The 23,006-nt window shown below is 69.7% G+C and carries 25 protein-coding genes; 16 read left to right on the forward strand and 9 right to left on the reverse strand.

All coding sequences use genetic code 11. The features are described 5' to 3' along the window. Positions 1-121: 121 nt before the first annotated feature. The gene (locus tag AC3A84_RS17760) at positions 122-754 is read right to left on the reverse strand and encodes a YitT family protein (protein ID WP_487971353.1); all 633 of its coding nucleotides are present in this window, start codon (positions 752-754) and stop codon (positions 122-124) included. A gap of 99 nt (positions 755-853) precedes the next feature. Further along, positions 854-1,360 (reverse strand): outer membrane protein assembly factor BamE, encoded by a 507-nt coding sequence (locus AC3A84_RS17765; RefSeq protein ID WP_487971354.1) that lies wholly within the window; start codon positions 1,358-1,360, stop codon positions 854-856. Between the two features lie 179 nt (positions 1,361-1,539). Here AC3A84_RS17765 and AC3A84_RS17770 point away from each other — a divergent pair, with 179 nt between their 5' ends. The 11 genes from AC3A84_RS17770 to AC3A84_RS17820 all read left to right on the forward strand — a co-directional run bounded on the left by AC3A84_RS17770 (position 1,540) and on the right by AC3A84_RS17820 (position 10,087). Next, positions 1,540-1,743 carry a DUF3460 family protein gene (locus AC3A84_RS17770; protein WP_486160784.1) on the forward strand — a complete coding sequence of 68 codons (204 nt, stop codon included), beginning with the start codon at positions 1,540-1,542 and terminating at the stop codon, positions 1,741-1,743. A 150-nt stretch (positions 1,744-1,893) separates the two neighbouring features. Further along, on the forward strand, positions 1,894-2,691 hold the full coding sequence (locus AC3A84_RS17775; protein ID WP_487971495.1) for a segregation and condensation protein A: 798 nt from the start codon (positions 1,894-1,896) through the stop codon (positions 2,689-2,691). Between the two features lie 133 nt (positions 2,692-2,824). Beyond that, positions 2,825-4,426 (forward strand): L-aspartate oxidase, encoded by a 1,602-nt coding sequence (gene nadB / locus AC3A84_RS17780; protein WP_487971355.1) that lies wholly within the window; start codon positions 2,825-2,827, stop codon positions 4,424-4,426. Positions 4,427-4,471: 45 nt separating this feature from the next. Further along, the gene (bioA, locus tag AC3A84_RS17785; protein WP_487971356.1) at positions 4,472-5,824 is read left to right on the forward strand and encodes an adenosylmethionine--8-amino-7-oxononanoate transaminase; all 1,353 of its coding nucleotides are present in this window, start codon (positions 4,472-4,474) and stop codon (positions 5,822-5,824) included. Beyond that, positions 5,821-6,501, forward strand: coding sequence for a dethiobiotin synthase (gene bioD, locus AC3A84_RS17790; protein ID WP_487971357.1), 681 nt, complete (start codon positions 5,821-5,823; stop codon positions 6,499-6,501). Before bioA ends, bioD begins: the two co-directional genes overlap by 4 nt. Further along, the gene (gene bioF / locus AC3A84_RS17795; RefSeq protein ID WP_487971496.1) at positions 6,498-7,736 is read left to right on the forward strand and encodes an 8-amino-7-oxononanoate synthase; all 1,239 of its coding nucleotides are present in this window, start codon (positions 6,498-6,500) and stop codon (positions 7,734-7,736) included. Before bioD ends, bioF begins: the two co-directional genes overlap by 4 nt. After that, complete coding sequence (queE, locus tag AC3A84_RS17800) at positions 7,733-8,371, forward strand: 7-carboxy-7-deazaguanine synthase (RefSeq protein ID WP_487971358.1); 639 nt, start codon at positions 7,733-7,735, stop codon at positions 8,369-8,371. The genes bioF and queE overlap by 4 nt, the downstream gene beginning before the upstream one ends. 84 nt (positions 8,372-8,455) lie before the next feature. Continuing rightward, entirely contained in the window at positions 8,456-8,818 is a 363-nt protein-coding gene (locus AC3A84_RS17805; RefSeq protein WP_487971359.1) for a 6-pyruvoyl trahydropterin synthase family protein, read from the forward strand. A 60-nt stretch (positions 8,819-8,878) separates the two neighbouring features. Continuing rightward, positions 8,879-9,238: a 5-carboxymethyl-2-hydroxymuconate Delta-isomerase gene (locus tag AC3A84_RS17810; RefSeq protein ID WP_487971360.1), complete on the forward strand. Its 360-nt coding sequence runs from the start codon at positions 8,879-8,881 to the stop codon at positions 9,236-9,238. Between the two features lie 13 nt (positions 9,239-9,251). Beyond that, positions 9,252-9,386, forward strand: a complete 135-nt coding sequence (locus AC3A84_RS17815) for a hypothetical protein (RefSeq protein ID WP_487971361.1) — start codon at positions 9,252-9,254, stop codon at positions 9,384-9,386. Next, positions 9,383-10,087, forward strand: coding sequence for a tRNA-uridine aminocarboxypropyltransferase (locus AC3A84_RS17820; protein WP_487971497.1), 705 nt, complete (start codon positions 9,383-9,385; stop codon positions 10,085-10,087). Before AC3A84_RS17815 ends, AC3A84_RS17820 begins: the two co-directional genes overlap by 4 nt. Here AC3A84_RS17820 and AC3A84_RS17825 read toward each other — a convergent pair. From AC3A84_RS17825 to nadC, 3 genes are all read right to left on the reverse strand, one after another. Further along, positions 10,017-11,909 (reverse strand): chorismate-binding protein, encoded by a 1,893-nt coding sequence (locus tag AC3A84_RS17825; protein WP_487971362.1) that lies wholly within the window; start codon positions 11,907-11,909, stop codon positions 10,017-10,019. The genes AC3A84_RS17820 and AC3A84_RS17825 overlap by 71 nt on opposite strands. Before the next feature lie 34 nt (positions 11,910-11,943). Then, positions 11,944-13,071, reverse strand: a complete 1,128-nt coding sequence (gene nadA / locus AC3A84_RS17830; RefSeq protein ID WP_487971363.1) for a quinolinate synthase NadA — start codon at positions 13,069-13,071, stop codon at positions 11,944-11,946. Positions 13,072-13,141: 70 nt separating this feature from the next. Next, positions 13,142-14,038, reverse strand: coding sequence for a carboxylating nicotinate-nucleotide diphosphorylase (nadC, locus tag AC3A84_RS17835; RefSeq protein ID WP_487971364.1), 897 nt, complete (start codon positions 14,036-14,038; stop codon positions 13,142-13,144). A 167-nt stretch (positions 14,039-14,205) separates the two neighbouring features. Here nadC and AC3A84_RS17840 point away from each other — a divergent pair, with 167 nt between their 5' ends. The 3 genes from AC3A84_RS17840 (at position 14,206) to panC (ending at position 17,848) form a co-directional block, all read left to right on the forward strand. After that, positions 14,206-15,987, forward strand: a complete 1,782-nt coding sequence (locus AC3A84_RS17840; RefSeq protein ID WP_487971365.1) for a diguanylate cyclase domain-containing protein — start codon at positions 14,206-14,208, stop codon at positions 15,985-15,987. Positions 15,988-16,069: 82 nt separating this feature from the next. Beyond that, positions 16,070-16,960, forward strand: a complete 891-nt coding sequence (gene panB / locus AC3A84_RS17845) for a 3-methyl-2-oxobutanoate hydroxymethyltransferase (RefSeq protein WP_487971366.1) — start codon at positions 16,070-16,072, stop codon at positions 16,958-16,960. Between the two features lie 30 nt (positions 16,961-16,990). Next, positions 16,991-17,848, forward strand: a complete 858-nt coding sequence (gene panC / locus AC3A84_RS17850) for a pantoate--beta-alanine ligase (RefSeq protein WP_487971367.1) — start codon at positions 16,991-16,993, stop codon at positions 17,846-17,848. 259 nt (positions 17,849-18,107) lie between these two features. Here panC and AC3A84_RS17855 read toward each other — a convergent pair whose 3' ends face one another. The 4 genes from AC3A84_RS17855 to AC3A84_RS17870 form a co-directional block, all read right to left on the reverse strand. Then, entirely contained in the window at positions 18,108-19,127 is a 1,020-nt protein-coding gene (locus tag AC3A84_RS17855) for an NAD(P)H-dependent glycerol-3-phosphate dehydrogenase (RefSeq protein ID WP_487971368.1), read from the reverse strand. 61 nt (positions 19,128-19,188) lie between these two features. Further along, positions 19,189-19,650, reverse strand: a complete 462-nt coding sequence (secB, locus tag AC3A84_RS17860; RefSeq protein ID WP_092938432.1) for a protein-export chaperone SecB — start codon at positions 19,648-19,650, stop codon at positions 19,189-19,191. A 172-nt stretch (positions 19,651-19,822) separates the two neighbouring features. Beyond that, entirely contained in the window at positions 19,823-20,083 is a 261-nt protein-coding gene (gene grxC / locus AC3A84_RS17865; RefSeq protein ID WP_092938434.1) for a glutaredoxin 3, read from the reverse strand. 68 nt (positions 20,084-20,151) lie between these two features. Beyond that, on the reverse strand, positions 20,152-20,559 hold the full coding sequence (locus AC3A84_RS17870) for a rhodanese-like domain-containing protein (protein WP_487971369.1): 408 nt from the start codon (positions 20,557-20,559) through the stop codon (positions 20,152-20,154). A gap of 72 nt (positions 20,560-20,631) precedes the next feature. Here AC3A84_RS17870 and gpmA point away from each other — a divergent pair, with 72 nt between their 5' ends. Together gpmA and AC3A84_RS17880 are read left to right on the forward strand one after the other, a co-directional pair. Next, complete coding sequence (gene gpmA / locus AC3A84_RS17875; protein WP_487971370.1) at positions 20,632-21,375, forward strand: 2,3-diphosphoglycerate-dependent phosphoglycerate mutase; 744 nt, start codon at positions 20,632-20,634, stop codon at positions 21,373-21,375. Positions 21,376-21,495: 120 nt separating this feature from the next. After that, positions 21,496-22,932, forward strand: coding sequence for a S41 family peptidase (locus AC3A84_RS17880; RefSeq protein WP_487971371.1), 1,437 nt, complete (start codon positions 21,496-21,498; stop codon positions 22,930-22,932). Positions 22,933-23,006 lie beyond the last annotated feature (74 nt).

Raw genomic sequence — 23,006 nt, forward strand, 5'->3', positions numbered from 1 at the left:
GCACCGAGCATCCGGCCTGGAACCGGGCGAAGTGGTTCTCGCCAGGTGCCGCATCGCAGTTACCAGCAGCGCCACGGCAAGGCGCGGCCACGACGCGCCAAGGGGGGTGCGAGCCGCCCTCTCAGTGCCCGACGTAGCGGCCAGGGCGGTGGCTGATCCACAGAAAACCGCTCATCACCAGCACCGCCAGCACCGAATAGGCCACGCGCTCGGGCGGCACCACGAAAAGCGCCAGCAGCACCACCCCCCCGTCGATCGCCATCTGCACCTTGCCGGCCCGGATGCCGTGGCTTTGCTGCAGGTAGAGCGACACGATGGTGGCCCCGCCCAGGCTGGACTTGTGGCGCGCCAGGAACAGGCATCCCGTGCCCAGCAATAGCCCGCCCAGCACGGCGGCGAAGAGCGGGTTGAGGTAGTCCACATGCATCACGTGGGGGAACAGTTCGGTCAGCACCGACAGCAGCGCCACCGACAGAAAGGTCTTCACGGTGAATTCGCGGCCCATGCGCGTCCAGGCGAACCAGTAGAACGGCAGGTTGATGACGAAGAACAGCTTGCCGAAGGAAATGCCGGTCACGTAGTGCAGCAAAAAAGCGATGCCCGCCGTGCTGCCGATGAGCAGGCCCGCCTGGCTGAACAGCATCAGGGCCATGGCCACGAAGAGCGTGCCGGCAAAGAGCGCCTGGGCGTCCTCGTAGTGGCCGTGGCGCAGCGAGGGCGTGGCGGGGGGCTGCGGGGTCGCGGGCTGGGTCATGGCGTCAGAGAGCGGGAAGGCGGGGAGAAGAGAAGGCAGGCGAGGCGGCTGCAAGCACAGTGCAGCAGCCATGCAAGCGGCGAGCCAGGCCAGCGCGCATCAACGTCCCCCCTGCTGGATCTCGATCACGCTGCCGCTGCGCAGCACGCGCCCGTCGCTGCCGAACACGGCCGTGAAGATCATGGGCTGGGTGCCCCCGTCGTTCCAGCGCCAGTCCCACTCGGTCTCGTTCTTGAGGGCGTAGGTCATCACCTTCATGGGCTTGCCCAGGCGGCGGCGCACCTCGTCCACCGTCATGCCGGGCACGATCTGCGCGAACTCGGCCGGCGCCAGCACCTGGCGCAGCGCGGCCAGGCGGCCATCGGGGCCGATGGTGATCATGTAGTTGACCGAGCCCGCGGGCTGGCGGTTGTATTCGAAGGTGCGCGCTCCGCCGGGCTCGTCCCACACCCTTTCGGGCTCTCCGAAGCGCTGGCGCACGTCGGCCTCGGTGGAAGTGCCCACCTGCAGCTCGCTCAGGCGCTGCAGGTCGCAGCCCGCCAGCGCGCCCAGCAGCACCAATACGGCCGCCACCAGGGCGGCGAGCTTCCAGCCTTGCAAGTCCATGCGTCGTCTTCCTTTTTCGTCGATCCAGGCCGCACTCTAGCGCGCCCGGACGGTGCCCAGGGCACGGGGGACTTGCCCCGAGGCGCTGCCGCCCCCAGCCCCCGCGAGGAGGCTGGTTCAGCGTTGCCCTAAAATCGCGCGCTCCCACCGCTGACCCCACACATCCTCTGCACGCCGCCATGTCCTTCTTCCGCCGCCCCGACTATCAGTCCGAAGCCACCCAGTTCATCAACAAGCTCAAGGCCGACAAGCCCGAGCTGGATGTGCAGCAGCGCGAAGGCCGCGCCCTGCTCTGGGACAAGCAGGTGGACCACCGCGCCTGGCAAGAGTACGACGCCGCCCAGGTGGCGCAGCAGCCCTACGTGTACCAGACACGATCCTGAAACTGAAGCAACCCACAGGCTGCCAGCCCTTGCCACAAGGGCGCAAGCCGCTATTCGAACCATAGCATCATGGCAGCCAGCAGCGCAGCCCCCCCTTCCCGCCACGACGCCGGCGAGGCCGCCCTGCCCTCCGCCGGCGAGGGCCGCGGCATGCCCGAGGTGGTCGATCAGGTGGCGCTGGCGCGGCTCTACGGCGAGCCGCTCTTCGCGCTGCCGCAGGACCTCTACATCCCGCCCGATGCGCTGGAGGTGTTCCTGGAGGCCTTCGAGGGGCCGCTGGACCTGCTGCTCTACCTGATCCGCAAGCAGAACTTCAACATCCTCGACATCCCCATGGTGGGCGTGACGCGGCAGTACCTCGCCTACGTGGACGAGATCCGCAACCGCAACCTGGAGCTGGCGGCCGAATACCTGCTGATGGCAGCCATGCTGATCGAGATCAAGTCGCGCATGCTGCTGCCGCCCAAGAAGCAGGAAGACGGCGCCGAGCCCGAGGACCCGCGCGCCGAGCTGGTGCGCCGCCTGCTCGAATACGAGCAGATGAAGCTCGCCGCCATGCAGCTGGGCCAGCTGCCGCAGTACGGGCGCGACTTCCTCAAGGCCCAGGTCTATATCGAGCAGAGCCTCGCGCCGCGCTTTCCCGAGGTCCACGTCGTCGATCTGCAGGAGGCCTGGCGCGACATCATCAAGCGCGCCCGGCTGGTGCAGCACCACCGCATCACGCGCGAGGAACTCTCGGTGCGCGAATACATGAGCCACGTGCTCAAGCGGCTGCAAGGCGAGCGCTTCATCGAGTTCGAAGACATCTTCGACCCCGCCCAGGGCAGCACCGTGCTGGTGGTGACCTTCATCGCGCTGCTGGAGCTGGCCAAGGAGACGCTGATCGAGATCACCCAGGCGGAGGCCTTCGCACCCATCTACGTCCGCCTCGCCTATGTACCGGCTTAGCACCCCTTGAGCCGCACGCGGCGCTGGCCCTTTCACCCGAAAAGAGGCAGACGCCGCCAGCGGCCCGGCCGGGCTGGCTCCACGGCGCCCCGGCACCGGGCAGCGCCCGATTCTCAGTCTCCGGAAAGCACCCATGCATTCACACGACTTCGACGTTCTCATCATCGGCAGCGGCTTGGCGGGCCTCAGCGCCGCGCTGCACCTGGCGCCCACGCACCGCGTGGCCGTGGTCACCAAGCGCCAGTTGCAGGACGGTGCCAGCGGCTGGGCGCAGGGCGGCATCGCGGCCGTGCTGGCCGAGGGCGACAGCGTGGACGACCATGTGCAGGACACGCTGGTGGCTGGCGCGGGCCTGTGCGATCTGGCGGCCACGCGCTTCGTCGTGGAGAACGCGCCCGACGCCATCCGCTGGCTGCAGCAGCTGGGGGTGCCGTTCTCTCTGGAGGAGGTGGGCGGCGCCCTGCATCTCACGCGCGAAGGCGGCCACGGGGCGCGCCGCATCGTGCATGCGGCCGACGCCACGGGGGCGGCCGTGCAGCGCACGCTGATCGAGCAGGTGCGCGCCACGCCGGGCATCACGCTCTTCGAGCAGCACACGCTGGTGGATGTCATCAGCGCGGGCAAGCTGGGCTTGAAGGCCAGCGGCGGCGAACGCTGCCTGGGCGCCTACGTGCTCGACGAGGCGACGGACGAAGTCCACACCTTCCGCGCGCCGCACACCATCCTGGCGACGGGCGGTGCGGGCAAGGTCTATCTCTACACCACCAACCCCGACACCGCCACGGGCGACGGCATCGCCGCCGCCTGGCGCGCCGGCTGCCGCGTGGCGAACCTGGAGTTCATCCAGTTCCACCCCACCTGCCTCTACCACCCGCATGCCAAGTCCTTCCTCATCAGCGAGGCCGTGCGCGGCGAGGGCGGCCAGCTGAAGCTGCCTGCGAGCGCCGGGGGCGCCCGCTTCATGCCACGACACGACGAGCGCGCCGAGCTGGCCCCGCGCGACATCGTGGCCCGCGCCATCGACTTCGAGATGAAGACCCACGGGCTGGATTGCGTGCATCTGGACATCTCGCACCAGAGCCCGGCCTTCCTGCAGGAGCACTTTCCCAACATCCTGGCGCGCTGCGCCGAGCTGGGCATCGACATCACGCGCGAGCCCATCCCCGTGGTGCCGGCCGCGCACTACACCTGCGGCGGCGTGCTGACCGACCTGGCCGGCCGCACCGACCTGCCCGGCCTCTACGCCATCGGCGAGACCGCCTGCACCGGCCTGCATGGCGCCAACCGGCTGGCCAGCAATTCGCTGGTCGAATGCATGGTGTTCGCCCGCGCCGCCGCGCAGCACATCGCCGCGGCCGTGCCGCAGCCCCTGCCCTCGCTGCCCGCCTGGGACGACAGCCGCGTGACCGATGCCGACGAGTGCGTAGTCATCTCGCACAACTGGAGCGAGCTGCGCCACTTCATGTGGAACTACGTGGGCATCGTGCGCACCGACAAGCGGCTGGAGCGCGCCGCGCACCGCATCGCGCTGCTGCAGGCCGAGATCGCCGAGTTCTACGCGAACTTCCACGTCTCGCGCGACCTGCTGGAGCTGCGCAACCTGGTGCAGGTGGCCGAACTCATCGTGCGCTCGGCCCAGATGCGCCACGAAAGCCGCGGCCTGCACTACAGCCGCGACTGGCCCGAGCGCGCCGCGCCGGCCGCGCCCACCATCCTCGTGCCCGGCGCGCGCTGACCCCAAGCGCCCCGCCCACCCCCAACTACCCCCATGCACACCCCCATGGCCGACACCCTCGCCGCCCGCAGCCTCGCCAGCGTCTGGCACCCCTGCACCCAGATGAAGCGCCACGAGGCCGAGCCGCCCGTGGCGATCGCGCGGGCGCAAGGGCCCTGGCTGCACGGCACCGACGGGCGCCGCTACCTGGACGGCATCAGCTCCTGGTGGGTCAACCTGTTCGGCCACGGCCACCCGCACATCCAGGCGGCGCTGGCCGACCAGCTGGCGCGGCTGGACCACGTGATGCTGGCCGGCTTCACCCACGCGCCGGTGGTGGAACTGTCCGAGCGCCTGGCCGCGCTCACCGGCCTGGGCCATGCCTTCTACGGCAGCGACGGCGCGGCCGCCACCGAGATCGCCCTCAAGATGAGCGCCCACTACTGGCGCAACCAGGGCCGGCCCGGGAAATGCCGCTTCATCGGCCTGGCCGGCGGCTATCACGGCGAGACCGTTGGCGCGCTGGCCGTCACCGACATTCCCCTCTTCCGCGAGGCCTACGCGCCGCTGGTGCGCCTGGGCGACGTGGTGCCCAGCCCCGATGCGCGCGGCGCCCAACCCGGCGAAAGCGCGCTGGACGCGGCCCGCCGCGCCGCCGCCGCCCTGGGCGACTGGCTGGCCGAGCACCACGCCAGCACCGCCGCGCTGATCCTGGAGCCGCTGGTGCAGTGCGCCGCCGGCATGGCCATGCACGATGCCGAATACCTGCGCCTGGCCCGGGCCCTGTGCGACCGCTACGAAGTCCACCTGGTGGCCGACGAGATCGCCGTGGGCTTCGGCCGCACCGGCACGATGTTCGCGCACCAGCAGGCCGGCATCCGGCCGGACTTCATCTGCCTCTCCAAGGGCCTCACGGGCGGCACGCTGCCGCTGTCGGCCGTGCTGACCACCGACGCGGTCTATGCCGCCTTCTACGCCGACGACGTGGCCCGGGGCTTCCTGCATTCGCACTCCTACACCGGCAACCCGCTGGCCTGCCGCGCTGCGCTGGCCACGCTGGAGCTGTTCGAGAGCACCGATGCGCTGGCCGCCAACCGACAGCTCGCCGCCGCCATCGACGCCGCTTGCGCGCCCCTTTCGGCCCACCCGCGCGTGCGCCACGCGCGCCGCCTGGGCATGATCTGGGCCTGGGACGTGGACACCTCCCTGCCCGACTTCGCCCGCCGCTACCACCGCCACGCCATGGCCCGCGGCCTGGTGCTGCGGCCCATCGGCAACACGCTCTACGCCATGCCGCCCTACGTGCTGGACGAGGCTGAAGTGCAGCACCTGGCCACCCAGGCCCTGGCCGCGCTGGAGGCCACGCTGGCCGAGGAAGCACACGGCATCGGCGAGCACCGCGAAGGAGCCCTGCCATGAGCTGGGGCTGCTTCATCACGGGCACCGACACGGGCGTGGGCAAGAGCCTGGCCAGCGCCGCGCTGCTGCACGCCCTGGCGCGCCACCACGCCCGCGTGGTGGGCATGAAGCCCGTCGCGGCCGGCGCCGAGATCATCGACGGCGTGCTGACCAACGAAGACGCGGTGGCCCTGCGCGCCGCATCGACCCTGGCCGTGCCGCCCGAGCTGGACAACCCCGTGCTGCTGCCCGACCCGCTCTCGCCCCACATCGCGGCGCAGCGTGCCGGCGCCCCCATCGACATCGGCACGATCGTGCGCGCCCACCGGCAACTGGCCGAGCGTGCCGATGCGGTGGTGGTCGAGGGCGCGGGCGGCTGGCACGTGCCGCTCTCCGCCACCGCCACCGGCGCCGACCTGGCCCAGGCCCTGGGCCTGCCCGTGGTGCTGGTGGTGGGCCTGCGGCTGGGCTGCCTCAACCATGCGGCGCTGACGGCCGAGGCCATCCGCGCGCGCGGCCTCACGCTGGCCGGCTGGATCGCCAACCGCGTCGATCCGCACATGCTGGCGCCCGAAGACAACATCGCCTGGCTGCGCCAGCACCTGCGCGCCCCGCTGCTGGCCGAGCTGCCCCACCAGGCCAGCCCCGACGCCTGCGCCCTGGCCGCCTGCTACCACCTGCCTCCCGAATGGACATGACCCCAAAGACACCACCCACCGCCTCCTGGCTGGACGAGTTCCCCGCGCGCATCGCCGCGCTGGACGCCGCCCACCTGCGCCGCCACCGCCGCGCCGTGCGCCCGCTGCAGGGCGCACACCTGGAAGTGGACGGGCAGCCCATGCTGGCCTTCTGCAGCAACGACTACCTGGGCCTGGCCAGCCACACGGCCGTGTCGCTGGCCGCCTGCGACGGCGTGCGCGAGTACGGCGTGGGCTCGGGCGCCTCGCCGCTGGTGAGCGGCCACAGCGTGGCCAACGCGGCGCTGGAAGCCGACCTCGCCCACTTCGTGCAGCTGCCCCGCGCGCTCTATTTCTATTCCGGCTATGCCACCAACACCGGCATCGTGCCGGCGCTGATCGGCGAGGGCGACGCGCTCTTTTCCGATGCGCTCAACCACGCCTGCCTGATCGACGGCGCCCGGCTCTCGCGCGCCTCCATCCACCGCTACGCGCATGCCGACCTGCCCGCGCTGGGCCGCCTGCTGGCCGCCAGCACCGCGCGGCGCAAGCTGGTCGTCACCGATTCGGTGTTCAGCATGGACGGCGACGTGGCCGACATCCCCGCCTTGCTGGCGCTCTGCGAAGCGCACGACGCGCTGCTGCTGCTCGACGATTCGCACGGCTTCGGCGTGCTGGGCCCGCAGGGGCGCGGCGTGCTGGCCGAAGCGGGCCTGGCCGGCCGCAATGCCTCGCCGCGCGTGCTCTACATGGCTTCGCTGGGCAAGGCCGCGGGCGGGGCCGGCGGCTTCGTCGCGGGCAGCGATGCGCTCATCGAATGGCTGCTGCAAAAGACACGCAGCTACATCTTCGCCACCGCCGCGCCCGCCCTGCTGGCCCGCGCCATGCAGGCCGCGCTGGACCAGATCGAGCGCGGCAGCGCGCTGCGCACCCAGCTGCAGGGCCGCATCGCGCAGCTGCGCGACGGCTTGGCACCCGTGCTGCAAGGCACGCACTGGCAGCTGGGCGCCTCGCGCACCGCCATCCAGCCGCTGCTCATCGGCCCCAACGCCGAAGCCCTGGCCGTGATGGAGGGCCTGCGCGCGCGCGGCATCTGGGTGCCGGCCATCCGCCCGCCCACCGTGCCCGAAGGCACGGCGCGGCTGCGCATCGCCCTCTCGGCCGCGCACACCGAAGCCGATGTGGACCGCCTCATCGCCGCGCTGGCCGAACTCTCGCCCACGCGCCAGACCCACGCACCGAAAGCCTTCGCATGACCTACAGCGTCAAGGAAATCTTCTACACCCTGCAGGGCGAAGGCGGCCAGGCCGGCACGCCCGCCGTGTTCTGCCGCTTCGCCGGCTGCAACCTCTGGAGTGGCCGCGAGGAAGACCGCGCCAGCGCTATCTGCCGCTTCTGCGACACCGACTTCGTCGGCACCGACGGCACGCTGGGCGGCAAGTTCGCCACCGCCGATGCGCTGGCAGATCTGATCGCCGCGCAATGGCCTGCCCATGACGATCAGCACCGCCTGGTGGTGCTGACCGGTGGCGAGCCGCTGCTGCAGGTTGATGCCGCACTGGTCGATGCGCTGCACGCACGGCGCTTTCGCATCGCCGTGGAGAGCAACGGCACCGTGGCGGCGCCCGCCGGCATCGACTGGCTGTGCATCAGCCCCAAGGCCGGCGCTGACTGGGTGCAGCGCGAAGGACAGGAGCTCAAGCTCGTCTGGCCGCAGCCCGGGTTCGACCTGGCCGCGCTGGAGGCGCAGACGCGCTTCACCCACCGCTTCCTGCAGCCCATGGACGGGCCCAACCAAGCCGCCAACACGGCGCTGTGCATCGAGGCCTGCATGCAGCGCCCGGCGTGGCGCCTGAGCCTGCAGACCCACAAGCTCACGGGTATTCGCTAGCGGAACGGCGCAAGGAAGCCTTCTGGCGTCGTTGCGCCGCCTTCGCGTTGATTGTTATTTTTTTCTTCCCTGTTTTTTCGCACCATGCAGTTCACCGTCCACCAACGCTTCTTCTTCGACGCCGCCCACACGCTGCAGCGCGAGATCGAGGCCGAAGGCAGCCGCCGCATCCACGGCCACACCTACCATGCCGAGATCTCGGTCACCGGCCCGCGCCATCCCGACAGCGGCATGGTGATCGACCTGGGCCATCTGCGCGCGCGCTGCGACCGCCTGCGCGAGCAGCTCGACCACCATCTGCTCGACGAAGTGCCCGGCCTGGGCCCGGCGACGCTGGAGAACCTGTGCGTCTTCATCGCCAAGGGGCTCACCGACATGCAGCCCGCACCCAGCCGCGTGCGCGTCTGGCGCGATGCGCTGGGCGATGGCTGTGTGCTCGATCTGTGACGCGCCGCCCTTTCCTTTTCCATTGACCGACCGACACCCCTTCCTGGAGCCGACCACGCCATGCCGCACCTGACCATCGAATACACCGACAACCTCGCCGGCTTCCCGGAAGCCGAGGTCCTGCAGGCCGTGAACGCCGCCGTCGCCTCGCATCCGCAGATCCCGGAAGAGGCCGACCTCAAGACCCGCCTGGTGCGCGTGAGCCGCTTCGAGATAGGCACCGCCCCCGCGAACCGCGCCTTCATCCACGCCCAGCTGCGCCTGCTGTCGGGCCGCAGCCCCGAGGCCAAGAAGGAACTGACCACCCGCATCGCCGATGTGCTGCGCCGTCTCGCTCCCCGGCCCGAGGGGGTGATGGTGCAGCTGAGCGCCGAGATCGTGGACATGGATCGCCCCTCCTACGCCAAGGAACGGCTCTGATCGCATCAGCGGCATGAGCGCAGGCTCAGAGCCCCACCAGAGCACCCACCCCATCCCGGCCGCCATGGCGTTTGCCACCGCCCCTATAGACCGGCAAGGCCCCCACCGTGGCATCGTCGCCACCGAGATGCCGCAGTGGAAGATCTGAGCCGCGGGACGCCGGACGCCGCCCGGCGCGCGCGCTGCCCGGGATGCCTGCGGCCGGCGAGCGCCTGCTTCTGCGTTCTGGCAGCGCCGGTGGCGCACCACGCCGAGGTGCTGATCCTGCAGCACCCGCTGGAGGCCGGCCATGCCAAGGGCACGGCACGCCTGCTGCACCTGTGCCTGCCTCGCAGCCGCATGGAGGTGGGCGAAGCCTTCGAGCCGGCTGCGCTGCAGGCCTGGCTCCACGCCGACTGGCCCGGTACCGCCGCACCGGCAGGGGCCGGGACGCGGGCCGTGCTGCTGTACCCGCCCTCCCCACACGATCCGACCCTGCCGCTGGCAGCGCCACCGCCACTGCCTGCGCACTGGCTGGCGGGTGATGCCGAAATGCTGCGGCTGGTGGTGCTGGACGGTACCTGGCGCAAGAGCCGCAAGATGCTCTATGCCAATCCGCTGCTGCAGGCCCTGCCGCGCCTGCCGCTGCCGCCGGATCTGCCCGCAGCACGCTACGGCCGCATCCGCCGCGCGCATGCGCCGCACCAGCTATCCACGCTCGAAGCCACCTGTGCGGCGCTCGCGTTCGTCGAAGGCGATGCGGCGCGCTATGCGCCGGTGCTGAGTGCGCTGGAGGCGTTCATGGACCGGCAGGCGCAGCGGCAGGTGGAAAGGCCAGTTCCGCCGGCAGCCAGCCCCGCAGGCTGTTGACGAAGGCCCAGGCGCGCACGCGCGGCAGGTCTTGAAGTCGCAACACCGCCTCGGCCACCCGCCCTTCGCGCAGGGCCACGGCCCGGCCCACGCCAGGCAGCAGGCCCGAGGCGAGGGGCGGCGTGATCCAGCGGCCATCATCCATTTGCGCGGCGATGTTGCCGAAGGTGCCTTCGGTGATCTCGCCCGCCGCGTTGTAGAGCATGGTGTCGAACACGCCCGAGCCCGGCGCGGGCGCGAAGGCCGCGTAGTGGGCGCGGCGCGTGGTCTTGTGGCGCACGAATTCGCCATGCGCTTCCAGCAGAGGCCTGCCGGCCAGGGCCAGCCGCACCGGGTCTGTGGCGGCGGGTGCCAGCGCGAAGGCTTCGGCGCGCGGCAGGCCGTCGGCACGCAGCAGCAGGCGCACGCGCCAGGCGCCCTGCGGGTGGGCCTCGGCCAGGGCCTGCAGGCAGGCGCAGACGCGGGCCTCGTCCCACGGCACGTTGAAGTGCGCGGCCGATGCGGCCATGCGCGCCAGATGTTCGGCGCGGTGGCGGAAGGCGCCATCCACCAGCGCCAGGGTTTCCAGGATGTCGAAGGGCTCGCTCGCGCGCACGAGGAAGGCGCGCTTGTGCTGCCATTCCTGCCATTCGAGCTCGGCCTGCGCATCGTGGGTGATGCCGCTGCCGATGCCGCAAAGGGCCTCGGCACCGCGCAGCTCGACGGTGCGGATCGGCACGTTGAACGTGGCAGCCAGCCCGCCGCCGGCGCGCGGGCGCACCACACCCAGGGCCCCGCAATACCAGCCGCGCGGGCCGTCTTCCAACGCATGGATGGCCTGCATGGCGCGCACCTTGGGCGCTCCAGTGATGGAGCCGCAGGGGAAAAGCGCCGCGAAGACCCGCTCCAGCGTGGTGCCGGCCGGCGTATGGCCCTGCACGTCGGACGTCATCTGCCAGACGGCCGGCAGCGCCTGGGTGGCGAAGAGCGCCGGCACACGCACGCTGTGCGGCGTGGCGATGCGCGAGAGGTCGTTGCGCAGCAGGTCCACGATCATCACGTTCTCGGCCCGCTCCTTGGGGCTCGCGCGCAGGGCGGCGGCCCGGGCGGCGTCCTCCTCGGGCGTAGCCCCGCGCGGGGCCGTGCCCTTCATGGGCCGGGCCAGCAGCGTGCCGCCGTCCTGGCCCTCGCCCCCGTCCTGCCAGTCGAAGAACAGTTCGGGCGAGACCGACAGCACCTGCTCCGCGCCCATGTCCAGGCACAGCGCATAACCGCCGGGCTGGGCGCGCTGCAGCGCGGCGAAGAAGGCCTGCGCCGTGGCGGCGGCATCGGCCCCCGGTGCGGCGTGTGCCCGGCCGCGCAGCCGGGCGGTGTGGTTGACCTGGTAGTACTCGCCCGCCGCGATACCTTCGTGGATGGTGGCCAGCGCCGCATCGAAGGCCGACCGCTCCGGGGCGCCATGCCAGTCCACCGTGGGCTCGTGTGCCACGGGTGGCGCCTCGGCAGGCCAGGGCGCGGGGGCGTCGAACACCGCGAACCAGGCCAGCGCCTGGCCGGCCTGCGGCGCATGGGTGCGCAGCGCAGCGTCGAAAGCAGCGGCGGCTTCGTAGCGCAGGCCGCCCACGCACCAGGCACCGGCGCGGGCGGCGGCATCCACCTCGCGCAGCACGTCGGGCACCTCGGCCAGCGTGCGGGCGGCCAGCACCCGGCGCGGAGTGCCAAAGGCGTGGCGCAGGCGGCCGGCCGCGGCCAGCGCGCTATGGCGCGGCAGGTGCTGCACGCGCGGGTCGGCAAAATCGATCAGGGCGACAGGGGAAAAATCAGGCTCTAGCGCAGGATTCATCAGGGCAGGAAGCTATATCTTTAATAGCAAACGATCAGGCAGCGCCCAGATGCGGCACCAGCGCGCCGGCCGGCTGGCCGCTCTTGAGCGCGGCGGTGAAGGCGAGCATGCGGTCGATGGGCTGGCGCGCGCGCGGGATCAGGGCCGGGTCCACCTCGACGGCATTGGCGCCGGTTTCCAGGACGCGGGCGACGTCGGCCAGGCCGTTCATGGCCATCCAGGGGCAGTGCGCGCAGCTCTTGCAGGTGGCGCTGCTGCCGGCGGTGGGCGCTTCGTGGAAGGTCTTGCCTGGGTTGAGCGTGCGCAGCTTGTGCAGCATGCCGTTGTCGGTGGCAACGATGAATTCGTGCGCATCCATCTCGCGCGCGGCCTTCAGGATGGCGCTGGTGGAGCCCACGGCATCGGCCAGGGCCACCACGTCGGCCGGGCTTTCGGGGTGCACCAGCACCTTGGCGCCCGGGTGCCGGCGCTTGAGGTCGAGCAGTTCCTGCGCCTTGAATTCGTCATGCACGATGCAGGCACCGTTCCAGAACAGCATGTCGGCGCCGGTCTGCTGCTGGATGTAGCCGCCCAGGTGCCGGTCGGGCGCCCAGAGGATCTTGTGGCCCGCGGCCTTCAGGGCGGAAACGATCTCCAGCGCGCAGCTGGAGGTGACCAGCCAGTCGGCGCGCGCCTTCACGGCCGCGCTGGTGTTGGCATAGACGACCACGGTGCGGTCCGGGTGCTGGTCGCAGAAGGCGCCGAAGGCGTCGGCGGGGCACCCCAGGTCGAGCGAGCAGGTGGCGTCCAGGTCGGGCATGAGCACGGTCTTCTCGGGCGAGAGGATCTTGGCCGTCTCGCCCATGAAGCGCACGCCGGAGACGACCAGCGTCTGCGCCGCATGGTCGCGCCCGAAGCGCGCCATCTCCAGCGAGTCGCTCACCAGGCCGCCGGTCTCCTCGGCCAGGTCCTGCAGGTCGGGGTGGACGTAGTAGTGCGACACCATGACGGCGTTCTTCTCGCGCAGCAGGGTGCGGATGCGGTCTTTCAGCGCAGCGCGCTCGACCGGGCCGGGCTCGGCGGGCACGCGGGCCCAGGCATGGCGGGTGGAGCACACGCCGCCGCCCGCGTCGGCGGGCTGTTCGTATTCCACGGGCTTGAGGGCGAGGTCGGCGATGGTCATGGCAGGTGTGGCGGGCCGGGGTGGGGCGGCCTCGTGGTGGATACGGAAAGTGCGCCGCAGTTCGGCACGTTCAGGCGATATCGTGCATTCGCATCGAGAAATCGGTGGCCTTCACGTCCTTGGTCAGCGTGCCGATGGAGATGCGGTCCACGCCCGTCTCGGCCAGCGCGCGCAGGCCCTCCAGCGTCACCCCACCGGAGATTTCGAGAATGGCCGGGCCGGCCGGGTGGGCGGCATTGAGGCGCACGGCCTCGTGCAGCATGGCCAGCGGCATGTTGTCCAGCAGCACCATGCGGGCGCCGGCGGCGAGAGCTTCGTCCAGCTGCTCCAGCGTCTCGCATTCGATCTCGATGAATCGCGCCTGCGCCGCGGCGGCCTGGGCGGCCCGCAGCACGGCGGTGACGCCGCCGGCCGCAGCGATGTGGTTTTCCTTGATGAGCACGGCGTCGTGCAGGCCGATGCGGTGGTTGGTGCCGCCGCCCACGCGCACGGCGTATTTCTGTGCCAGCCGCAGGCCCGGCAAGGTCTTGCGCGTATCGACGATGTGCGCGCGTGTGCCGGCCACGGCATCGACGTAATGTCGCGTCTTGGTGGCCACGGCCGAGAGCAGTTGCAGGAAGTTGAGCGCCGTGCGCTCGGCGCTCAGCAGCGCCCGGGCCTGGCCTTCGATCTCCAGCACCACCTGGTCGGCCGCGCAGCGCTGGCCTTCCGCCACGTGCCAGGTCAGCCGCACGCCCGGGTCCAGCGCCCGCAGCGCGGCCTCCGCCCAGGGCGCGCCGCAGATCACGGCCTCTTCGCGTGCCAGTACGCGGGCGCGCACACGCCGGGTCGGATCGATCAGCGCGGCGGTGAGGTCGCCCGCGCCCACGTCTTCCTGCAGGGCGCGGGCCACGTCGGCGCGCACCACGGTCGGCAGGTCCTCCGCATCGCCGGGCATTCCGGATGCGGGCTGAAACAGATTCGTCATGGGCCGCGAGCATACCGGCAACCCGCGGCTTGAGGGGCTCCCAGGGGGAGCTGCGGGCTCCATGATCTTCTACACTTGCGCGCCGTGATGCCCCTCGCTTCCTCCCCGCCCGAGCCTGCCGCGCCGCACCCGCTGGCCGTGGCCGCGCGCCTGCACCCAGATCGCGCATGAACGGCATGCGCGTCATCGCCCGGCACCGGGCCACCGCTTGGTGGCTACTGGCTGCTTGGTGGCTGGCTGCGCTCTGGAGCCCTGCGCATGCCGGCGTGGCAGCGCTGCGGCTGGAACCGGGAGAGGGTGCGCAAGACGTATGGCCGGCGGTGACTCTGCTGGCCGACCCCACGCACGCGATGACGGCACAAGACGTCTGGAATCACCGCGACGATTTCGCGCCACCGGCCGCCGCGAACGGCTCACTGGGTCTGCGCAAGGAAACCATTTGGCTGCGCCTGCCGCTGGTCGTCGGGCAAACGCCGCAGGACCCGTGGGTGGCAGCATTGGACTATGGGGCGATGCAGGAGGTGGACTTCTACCTGGTCCGTGACGGCCACGTACTGCAGCATGCTCCGCGGGGCTATCTGCGTCCGGTGACCCGGCAAACCCTGGCCAGCCGCACCCCTGAAATGCAGCTCGACCTGGCTGGCGGCCAGCACTACGACCTGCTGATCCGCGTGCACACGCCCGGTCCGATGATCCTGCCGCTCTCGGTCAGCGAACGGCCGGACCGCTCGCGGGCGGGCCAGCGCGAACTGCTCCTGCAGGGCCTGCTCAACGGGCTGGCTTTGTGCCTGATCCTCTACAGCGTGATGCAATGGGTCGCGCAGCACGAAAAGCTGTTCGCCTACTACGCCCTTCTGGTCCTGGGCAGCGCGGGGTTTTCCCTGCAGTTCTTCGGCGTCGGGGCGCAGTTCATCTGGCCGGGCGAGATCTGGCCACAGCGCCATTTGGCCATCCTCTCGGGCTTCATCGCTCTGGCCGGATCGTTCCTTTTCCTCAGCCAGGCCCTGGCCTCCGAGGCGCCGCAAAGCCGGTATGCGCGCGGCATGCGGGCGGGCGCCGCGCTGATGGCGACTGCTGGCATGGCGCATGCGCTGGGAGTGATCGGCGTGCAGACAGCCACGGCCATCATGACCCTCTTCAGCCTGGCGCCCTCGGCGGCCAGCCTGCCGAGGGCGTTTCGCCGCATGCGCCAAGGCGATCCGCTCGGCGGCGTGCTGCTGGTGGGGTGGACGCTCTACGGCGTGGCGGCGGGCATCTTCGCCGGTCTGGCCCAGGGCGTGCTGCCGGCCAATTTCTGGACACTGCATTCGTTCCAGATCGGCGCTACGCTGGACATGCTGATCTTCCTGCGGGTGCTGGGACTTCGGTCCGCGGCCTTGCGCCTGACCGCTCACGCCGCGCTGGTCGAGCGCGACACGATGCGTTCGCTGGCCCATACCGACGCCCTCACCGGTCTGCTCAACCGGCGCAGCATGCAGCTGGAGCTGCAGGCTGCGCTCGCGCATTGCGCGCCCGGCAGGCTGGTCGCCGTCTATTTGCTGGACCTCGACGGCTTCAAGCCCGTGAACGACCGCCACGGGCACGACGTGGGCGACGAGCTGCTGGTGGCTGTCGCCCAGCGGCTTCGAGAAGTGGCAGGACCTTCACGCCCGGTAGCCCGGCTGGGGGGCGACGAATTCATCGTGCTGGCCCCGGGCCTGCAGCAGCCAGAACAGGCCCAAGCGCTGGGCTGCTCCATACTGCACGCCTTCCGCGCGCCGTTTGCGCTGCGCCGGAACGGGCTGCACGTGGGCCTGTCCATCGGCTATGCGCTGGCGCCGCTGGACGGCACCCATGCCGGCGAACTCATCGCCCAGGCCGATAGGGCCATGTACCGCGGCAAGCAGGCCGGCAAGCACCGCCTGCATCGGGCCGGCGAGCCCGACGAGCCCCTGGTCGCAAAAGCCTGAGGCATCCCCGCGAGATCCCAGAGCATCGTGCCGCTGCGCTCGCATAGACTCGCGGCTCATTCGCGCCAAGAGGATTGCCCGCATGACCACGCCATCGCCGACACCCGCCCCCGCCGCCACGCCCTACGGCACCCTGCCCCCTGCATCGCCCTTGCCACAGCGCCGCCCCGTGAGCCTTCCGCGCCTGGCGCAGATGCGCGAGGCCGGCGAGAAGATCACCATGCTCACGGCCTACGACGCCACCTTCGCCGCCGTGGCCGACGCTGCGGGTGTGGAATGCCTGCTGGTGGGCGATTCGCTGGGGATGGTCTGCCAGGGCCTGCCCAGTACGGTGGGCGTTTCACTGGACACGATGGCTTACCACACGGCCAGCGTGGCGCGTGGCCTGCACCGGGTGCAGGGCACCGCCTGGCTGATCGCCGACCTGCCCTACGGCAGCTACGCCGAAGGCCCCGAACAGGCCATGCGCAGCGCCTGCGCGCTGATGCAGGCCGGCGCGCATATGGTCAAGCTCGAAGGCGGCGGCTGGACGGCGCCCACCGTGCGCTTCCTGGTGGAGCGCGGCGTTCCCGTCTGCGCGCACCTGGGCCTCACTCCACAGACGGTGCACGCACTGGGCGGCTACCGTGTGCAGGGCCGCAGCGACGAGGCCGCGCGCACGCTGCGCAGCCAGGCCGCCGAGCTGCAGGACGCGGGCGCGGCCATGCTGGTGCTGGAGATGGTGCCCGCTACCCTGGCACGCGAGGTGACCGACGCCCTGCCGCGCTGCCACACGATCGGCATCGGCGCGGGCTGCGGAACAGCCGGCCAGGTCCTGGTGCTGCACGACATGCTGGGCGTGAACCTGGGCAAGAACCCCAAGTTCGCGCACGACTTCATGGCCGAGGCCGGCAGCGTGCGTGGCGCCATCGAGGCCTATGTGCAGGCCGTCAAGCAGGGGCGCTTTCCCGATGACGCCCTGCACGCCTGGTGAGCCCATGCCCTCCTTCATTCCCCCATGTCCATGATCGTCACCCACACCATCGCCGACCTGCGCGCCGCTCTGGCCGGACGCGGCCGCCCCGCCTTCGTGCCCACCATGGGCAATCTGCATGACGGCCACATCGCGCTCGTGCGGCAGGCCAAGCCGCTGGGCGACGTGGCCGTCGCCAGCATCTTCGTGAACCGGCTGCAATTCCTGCCGCACGAGGACTTCGATAGCTATCCCCGCACGTGGGAGAGCGACTGCGCGCAACTCTCCGCTGCCGGCTGCGACGTGCTCTTCGCCCCGCGCGAGGCCGATCTCTACCCCGAGCCGCAGACCTTCAAGGTGCAGCCCGACCCGGCCCTGGCCGATCTGCTGGAAGGGCACTTCCGGCCCGGCTTCTTCACCGGCGTGTGCACGGTGGTGATGAAGCTCTTCTCGGCCGTGTTCTTCGCCAGCGGCGCGGGCGGCGGCACGGCGGTGTTCGGCAAGAAGGACTATCAGCAACTGATGGTGGTGCGCCGCATGGTGCAGCAGTTCGCCCTGCCTATCGAGCTGGTGGCAGGCGATACGGCACGTGCCGCCGACGGCCTGGCGCTCAGCTCACGCAACGGGTATCTGAGCGCCGAAGAGCGCCAGCGCGCCGTGCAGCTGTCGCAGGCGCTGCGCGCCCTGGCCGACGCGGTGCGCGGCGATGCGAACGCGCCAATCCCTGCACTGGAGGCCCAGGCCATGCAAGCCCTGGGAGTCGCAGGCTGGGTGCCCGACTACCTCACCGTGCGCCAGCGCCACGACCTGCAACCGCCGCAAGACGGCGCCGCACGCAGCGGCCCGCTGGTGGCCCTGGCCGCAGCGCGCCTGGGCGGCACACGGCTGATCGACAACCTGGAATTCTGAAAGGCACGAAGCAGCCGACCCCAGCGAAAGCCTACGGCCACCGGCGCCGCCGCCTACAGGACATGCACCGGGCGTCGCACAATCGGCGGATTGGAGGCCAGATACCTTTGAGTCATCCCTTCAACCTCTTCGTTCAGGAGTGACTCATGCCCATCATCCTCTGGCTTCTCGGCGTTCCCCTCTCGCTCGTTCTCGTGCTGATGCTCTTCGGCGTGCTCTGAGCACGCGCAAGAGTCCCGGCCCAAGCAGGCCACCCCGCTCAACGCAGCAGCAATTCAGCAGCGGGATCCCGTCCCATCAATGCGGCCACTGCTTCGGCAGGCCGCATTTTTGCGTTCAGTAGATCGACAACCGCACGGGTGATGGGCATGTCCACTCCCAGCGCCGCAGCGCGCATCGCTACGGTGCGTGCCGTATAGACGCCTTCGGCGACGTGGCCCAACGAGGCGATGGCCTCGGCCAGCGTCTGGCCTTCGGCCAACAGCAGCCCCACGCGGCGGTTGCGCGAGAGGTCTCCCGTGGCCGTCAGCACCAGATCGCCCAACCCTGACAGGCCCATGAAGGTGTCAGCCCGCGCGCCCAAGGCCACACCCAGGCGCGTCATCTCGGCCAGCCCGCGGGTAACGAGCGCCGCCCGGGCATTCAGCCCCAGCTGCAGCCCGTCGCACAGGCCCGTGGCGATGGCGAGCACGTTCTTCACCGCCCCGCCCACCTCGACGCCCACCACATCGTCGTTGGCATAGACGCGCAGGCTCGGGCAGTGAAAAGCCTGCACCAGCAGCTCGCGCACGTCGGCATGGGCACTGGCGGCCACCAGAGCGGTAGGCCGGGAGCGGGCGACTTCCTGCGCGAAGCTAGGGCCGCTGAGCACGCCCGTGCGCAGGCTGGGGGCCGTCTGCGCGCAAACCTCATGGCCCATCAGCCCGGCAGCGCCGGGCAGGCCGTCGGCAGGCGCCTCGAAGCCCTTGCAGAGCCAGGCGACGGGGGCGGCCAGCGACTGCAGCCGCGCCAGCGTGCCGCGCAGCGCCGCCATGGGCGTGGCGACGATCACCAGGTCGGCCGCGTGCGCAGCGTCCAGCACGTCGCCGGACACCACTCGCAGGCAAGGAGAGAAATCGATGCCCGGCAGATAACGGGCGTTCTGCCGCGAGGCCGCCATGGCCTCGGCCTGGGCTGCGTCGCGCGCCCACAGCGTCACGGCATGCCCTGCCGGGTGCGAGGCGGCGCAAAGCGCCATCGCCGTACCCCAGGCGCCTGCGCCAAGCACTACTATTTTCATAGCTGTCAGCGCTTGTTAGGCAAGCGCTGCAGGCCATTCGGGCTGCAGCGCCAGCCGCATCTCACTGCGTGAGGATGGAAGAAGGCTCGCCAGCGGCCTGGGCCTGCTGCTGCTCGTACATGGCCTGGAAGTTGATTTCTGCCAGGTGCACAGGCGGGAAGCCAGCGCGGGTGATCAGGTCGGCCACGTTGCCGCGCAGGTAGGGATAGACGATCTGCGGGCAGGCGATGCCCATGATGGGGCCCATCTGGTCTTCCGGCAGATTGCGGATCTCGAAGATGCCAGCCTGCTTGGCTTCGACCAGGAACACGGTCTTGTCCTGGATCTTCGTCTGCACGGTGGCCGTGACGGCCACTTCGAAGATGCCTTCGGCCACGGGAGTTGCTTCCACGCCGAGCTGGATATCCACGCTGGGCTGCTGCTGTTCCAGCAGGATGGCCGGGGAGTTCGGCTGCTCCAGGGAGGCGTCCTTCAGGTAGACGCGCTGGATCTGGAACACGGGGGTTGCTTCTTCGTTGGCCATGATGTTCGGGGTTCTTTCAAACAATCGGTGAGTGAATCAATCAATGAATGCATCGCGCCGTGCCGGGTACCGGCCCGGGCCGGTCCGACACGACAAAGCCCGCTGCGGAAGGGACTCCCACAGCGGGCGATCGGGCCGCATTATGCAGCCCAGCAAGCCTGTTCACGGGCGGTCAAGCCGGGTTCAGCAAAGGCATCAAGCCGCCGCGCCCGTCGAGCGCGACGAGGTCGTCATGACCGCCCACATGCGTGTCGCCGATGAAGATCTGCGGCACCGTGCGGCGGCCGGTGATCTCCATCATGTGCGCACGCGCGGCAGGGTCCATGTCCACGCGGATCTCTTCGATCTGCTCGACGCCCTTGGACTTGAGGATCTGCTTGGCGCGAATGCAATAGGGGCAGACGGCGGTGGTGTACATCTTCACGGCTTGCATGGCGACCTTTCTGGAATGCGGGGAAAACGGCAAAAAAGGGGGGCGTGTCAGCAATAACTGGTGACGGCTCAGGCTTTTTCAACCGGCATCGAGGCATCGCGCCATGCCTTCATGCCCCCGGCCAGGGCCTGGGCCTTGTCGTAACCCAGCTTCTGGGCCACACCCACTGCGCGCTGCGCCCGCGCGCCCTTGGCGCACACGAGCACCAGTGGCAGCGCCTTGTTCTTGACCACCATCGGCAGGCGTTCTTCCAATTGCGCCAGAGGCACGTTCTTGGCGCCGCCCACGTGGCCGGCAGCGAACTCCTCGGGCTCGCTCACGTCGATCACGACCGCCTTTTCGCGGTTGATGAGGAGCACCGCGTTGGCCGGGGTGAGCGTTCCGCCCGCAGCTTCGCGCACCAGAGGCGCGAGCAGCATGCCGCCCGAAGCCAGCGCGATGAAGAACAGATACCAGTTGTCGATGATGAAATTCACGTCGGTCCTCAGGGGATGCAAAGCCGGCAATTCTAGAATGCCAGGTTTTGAACCTGACTCCTTGAGGGAAACATGCACAAGCTCGTCCTGATACGCCACGGAGAATCCACCTGGAACCTGGAAAACCGTTTCACCGGCTGGACCGATGTGGACCTGACCCCCACCGGCATCGAGCAGGCCAAGAACGCGGGGCGGCTGCTCAAGGCCGAGGGCTACGAATTCGACCAGGCCTACACCAGCATGCTCAAGCGCGCCACGCGCACGCTGTGGCACGCGCTCGACGAAATGGACCGCACCTGGCTGCCTGTCCAGCACAGCTGGCGCCTGAACGAGCGCCACTACGGCGCGCTGCAGGGGCTGAACAAGGGCGACATGGCCAAGCAGTACGGCGATGCGCAGGTGCTCGTCTGGCGCCGCAGCTACGACACGCCGCCGCCGGCGCTCGAAGCCACCGACCCGCGCAGCGAACGCGGCGACATCCGCTATGCAGGCCTCGCACCCGAGCAGATCCCGCTCACCGAATGCCTCAAGGACACGGTCGCCCGCGTACTACCCTTCTGGAACGAGACCATGGCACCGGCCATCCGGTCGGGCCGCCGCGTGGTCGTGGCCGCGCACGGCAACTCGATCCGCGCACTGGTCAAGTACCTGGACAACATTTCCGACGACGACATCGTCGGCCTGAACATTCCCAACGGCATTCCGCTGGTGTATGAACTGGACGACGATCTGCGACCGCTGCGCCACTACTACCTGGGCGACGCGGAAGCGGCCGCCAAGGCTGCGGCGGCCGTGGCATCGCAGGGCAAGGCTTGAGCCGAGATCGGTAAAGCCTGGGTAAAGCTGCGCCCAGGCGCCGGCCCGAACCAGCCCGCAGGGAACTGCGCGGAGCGCGGGTCTTCCAAGGTGTGTATATTGAAGCGGTAAAGGTGTTGTATGGGCCAGAAACTGAAGATTACGGGCTGGATTGCGGTGGGCGTCGTTGCAGGCGCGCTCACCACGGTGTCGCTGCAAACCGTGGCGCGCGGCGCCATGACGCCGTTGCCGCTGGAAGAGATCCAGCAGCTGTCCGCCGTATTCGGCCTCATCAAGACGGACTACGTCGATACGGTCGATGACAAGAAGCTCATCACCGACGCCATCTCCGGCATGGTGTCCAGCCTCGACCCGCACTCGCAGTATTTCGACAAGAAGTCTTTCAAGGAATTCCGCGAAGGCACTTCCGGACGCTTCGTCGGCGTCGGCATCGAGATCACGCAGGAAGACGGCCTCATCAAGGTCGTCTCGCCCATCGAAGGCTCTCCCGCATTCCGTGCCGGCATCAAGACCAACGACCTGATCACCAAGATCGACGACACCGCCGTCAAGGGCATGGCCCTGAGCGACGCCGTCAAGAAGATGCGCGGCGAGCCCAACACGCAGGTCACGCTGACCATCCTGCGCAAGGACGAAAGCCGCAGCTTCCCGGTGACCATCACGCGCGAAGAGATCAAGACCCAGTCCGTCAAGGGCAAGGTCATCGAGCCCGGCTACGCCTGGGTGCGCCTGTCGCAGTTCCAGGAACGCACGGTCGATGACTTCGTGCGCAAGATCGACGAGATCTACAAGCAGGACCCCAACCTCAAAGGCCTGGTGCTGGACCTGCGCAACGACCCGGGCGGCCTGCTGGATGCTGCCGTAGCCGTGTCGGCCGCCTTCCTGCCCGAGAACGTGACCGTGGTGTCCACCAATGGCCAGTTGCCTGAAAGCAAGGCCGTATTCAAGGCTGCAAGCGAGTACTACCAGCGCCGCGGCAGCGGCGACCCGCTCAAGCGCCTGCCCGCAGCCCTGAAGACGGTGCCCCTGGTGGTGCTGGTCAACGAAGGCTCGGCATCGGCCAGCGAAATCGTGGCCGGCGCACTGCAGGATCACCATCGCGCCGTCGTCATGGGCAGCCAGACCTTCGGCAAGGGCTCGGTCCAGACCGTGCGTCCGCTCGGCCCCGACACCGGCATCAAGCTGACCACGGCCCGCTACTACACCCCGAGCGGCAAGTCGATCCAGGCCAAGGGAATCGTGCCCGATGTGATGGTGGACGAAACGGCCGAAGGCGACCTGTTCGCCGCGCTGCGCATGCGGGAAGCCGACCTCGAAAAGCATCTGGCCAGCGGTCAGGGCGAAGAGGTCAAGGACGTGGCACGCGAGCAAGCCCGTGAAGAAGCGCGCAAGCGTCTGGAAGAAGACGCCAAGAAGCACATCACCGAGCCCAAGATTCCCGAATTCGGCTCGGCCACCGACTTCCAGTTGCAGCAGGCGCTGAACCAGCTCAAGGGCAAAACGGTGCTGGCAAGCAAGACGCAGACCGAGCGCAAGGAAGAGAAGAAGGACAACTGAGCAGGCAGCGGAGGCCCCCAAAGGCCCGCTCGCTGATCGCCCAAGGCCGGGCCTTTCGAGGCGACCGGCCTTCT

The sequence above is a fragment of the Paracidovorax sp. genome (assembly GCF_057642795.1).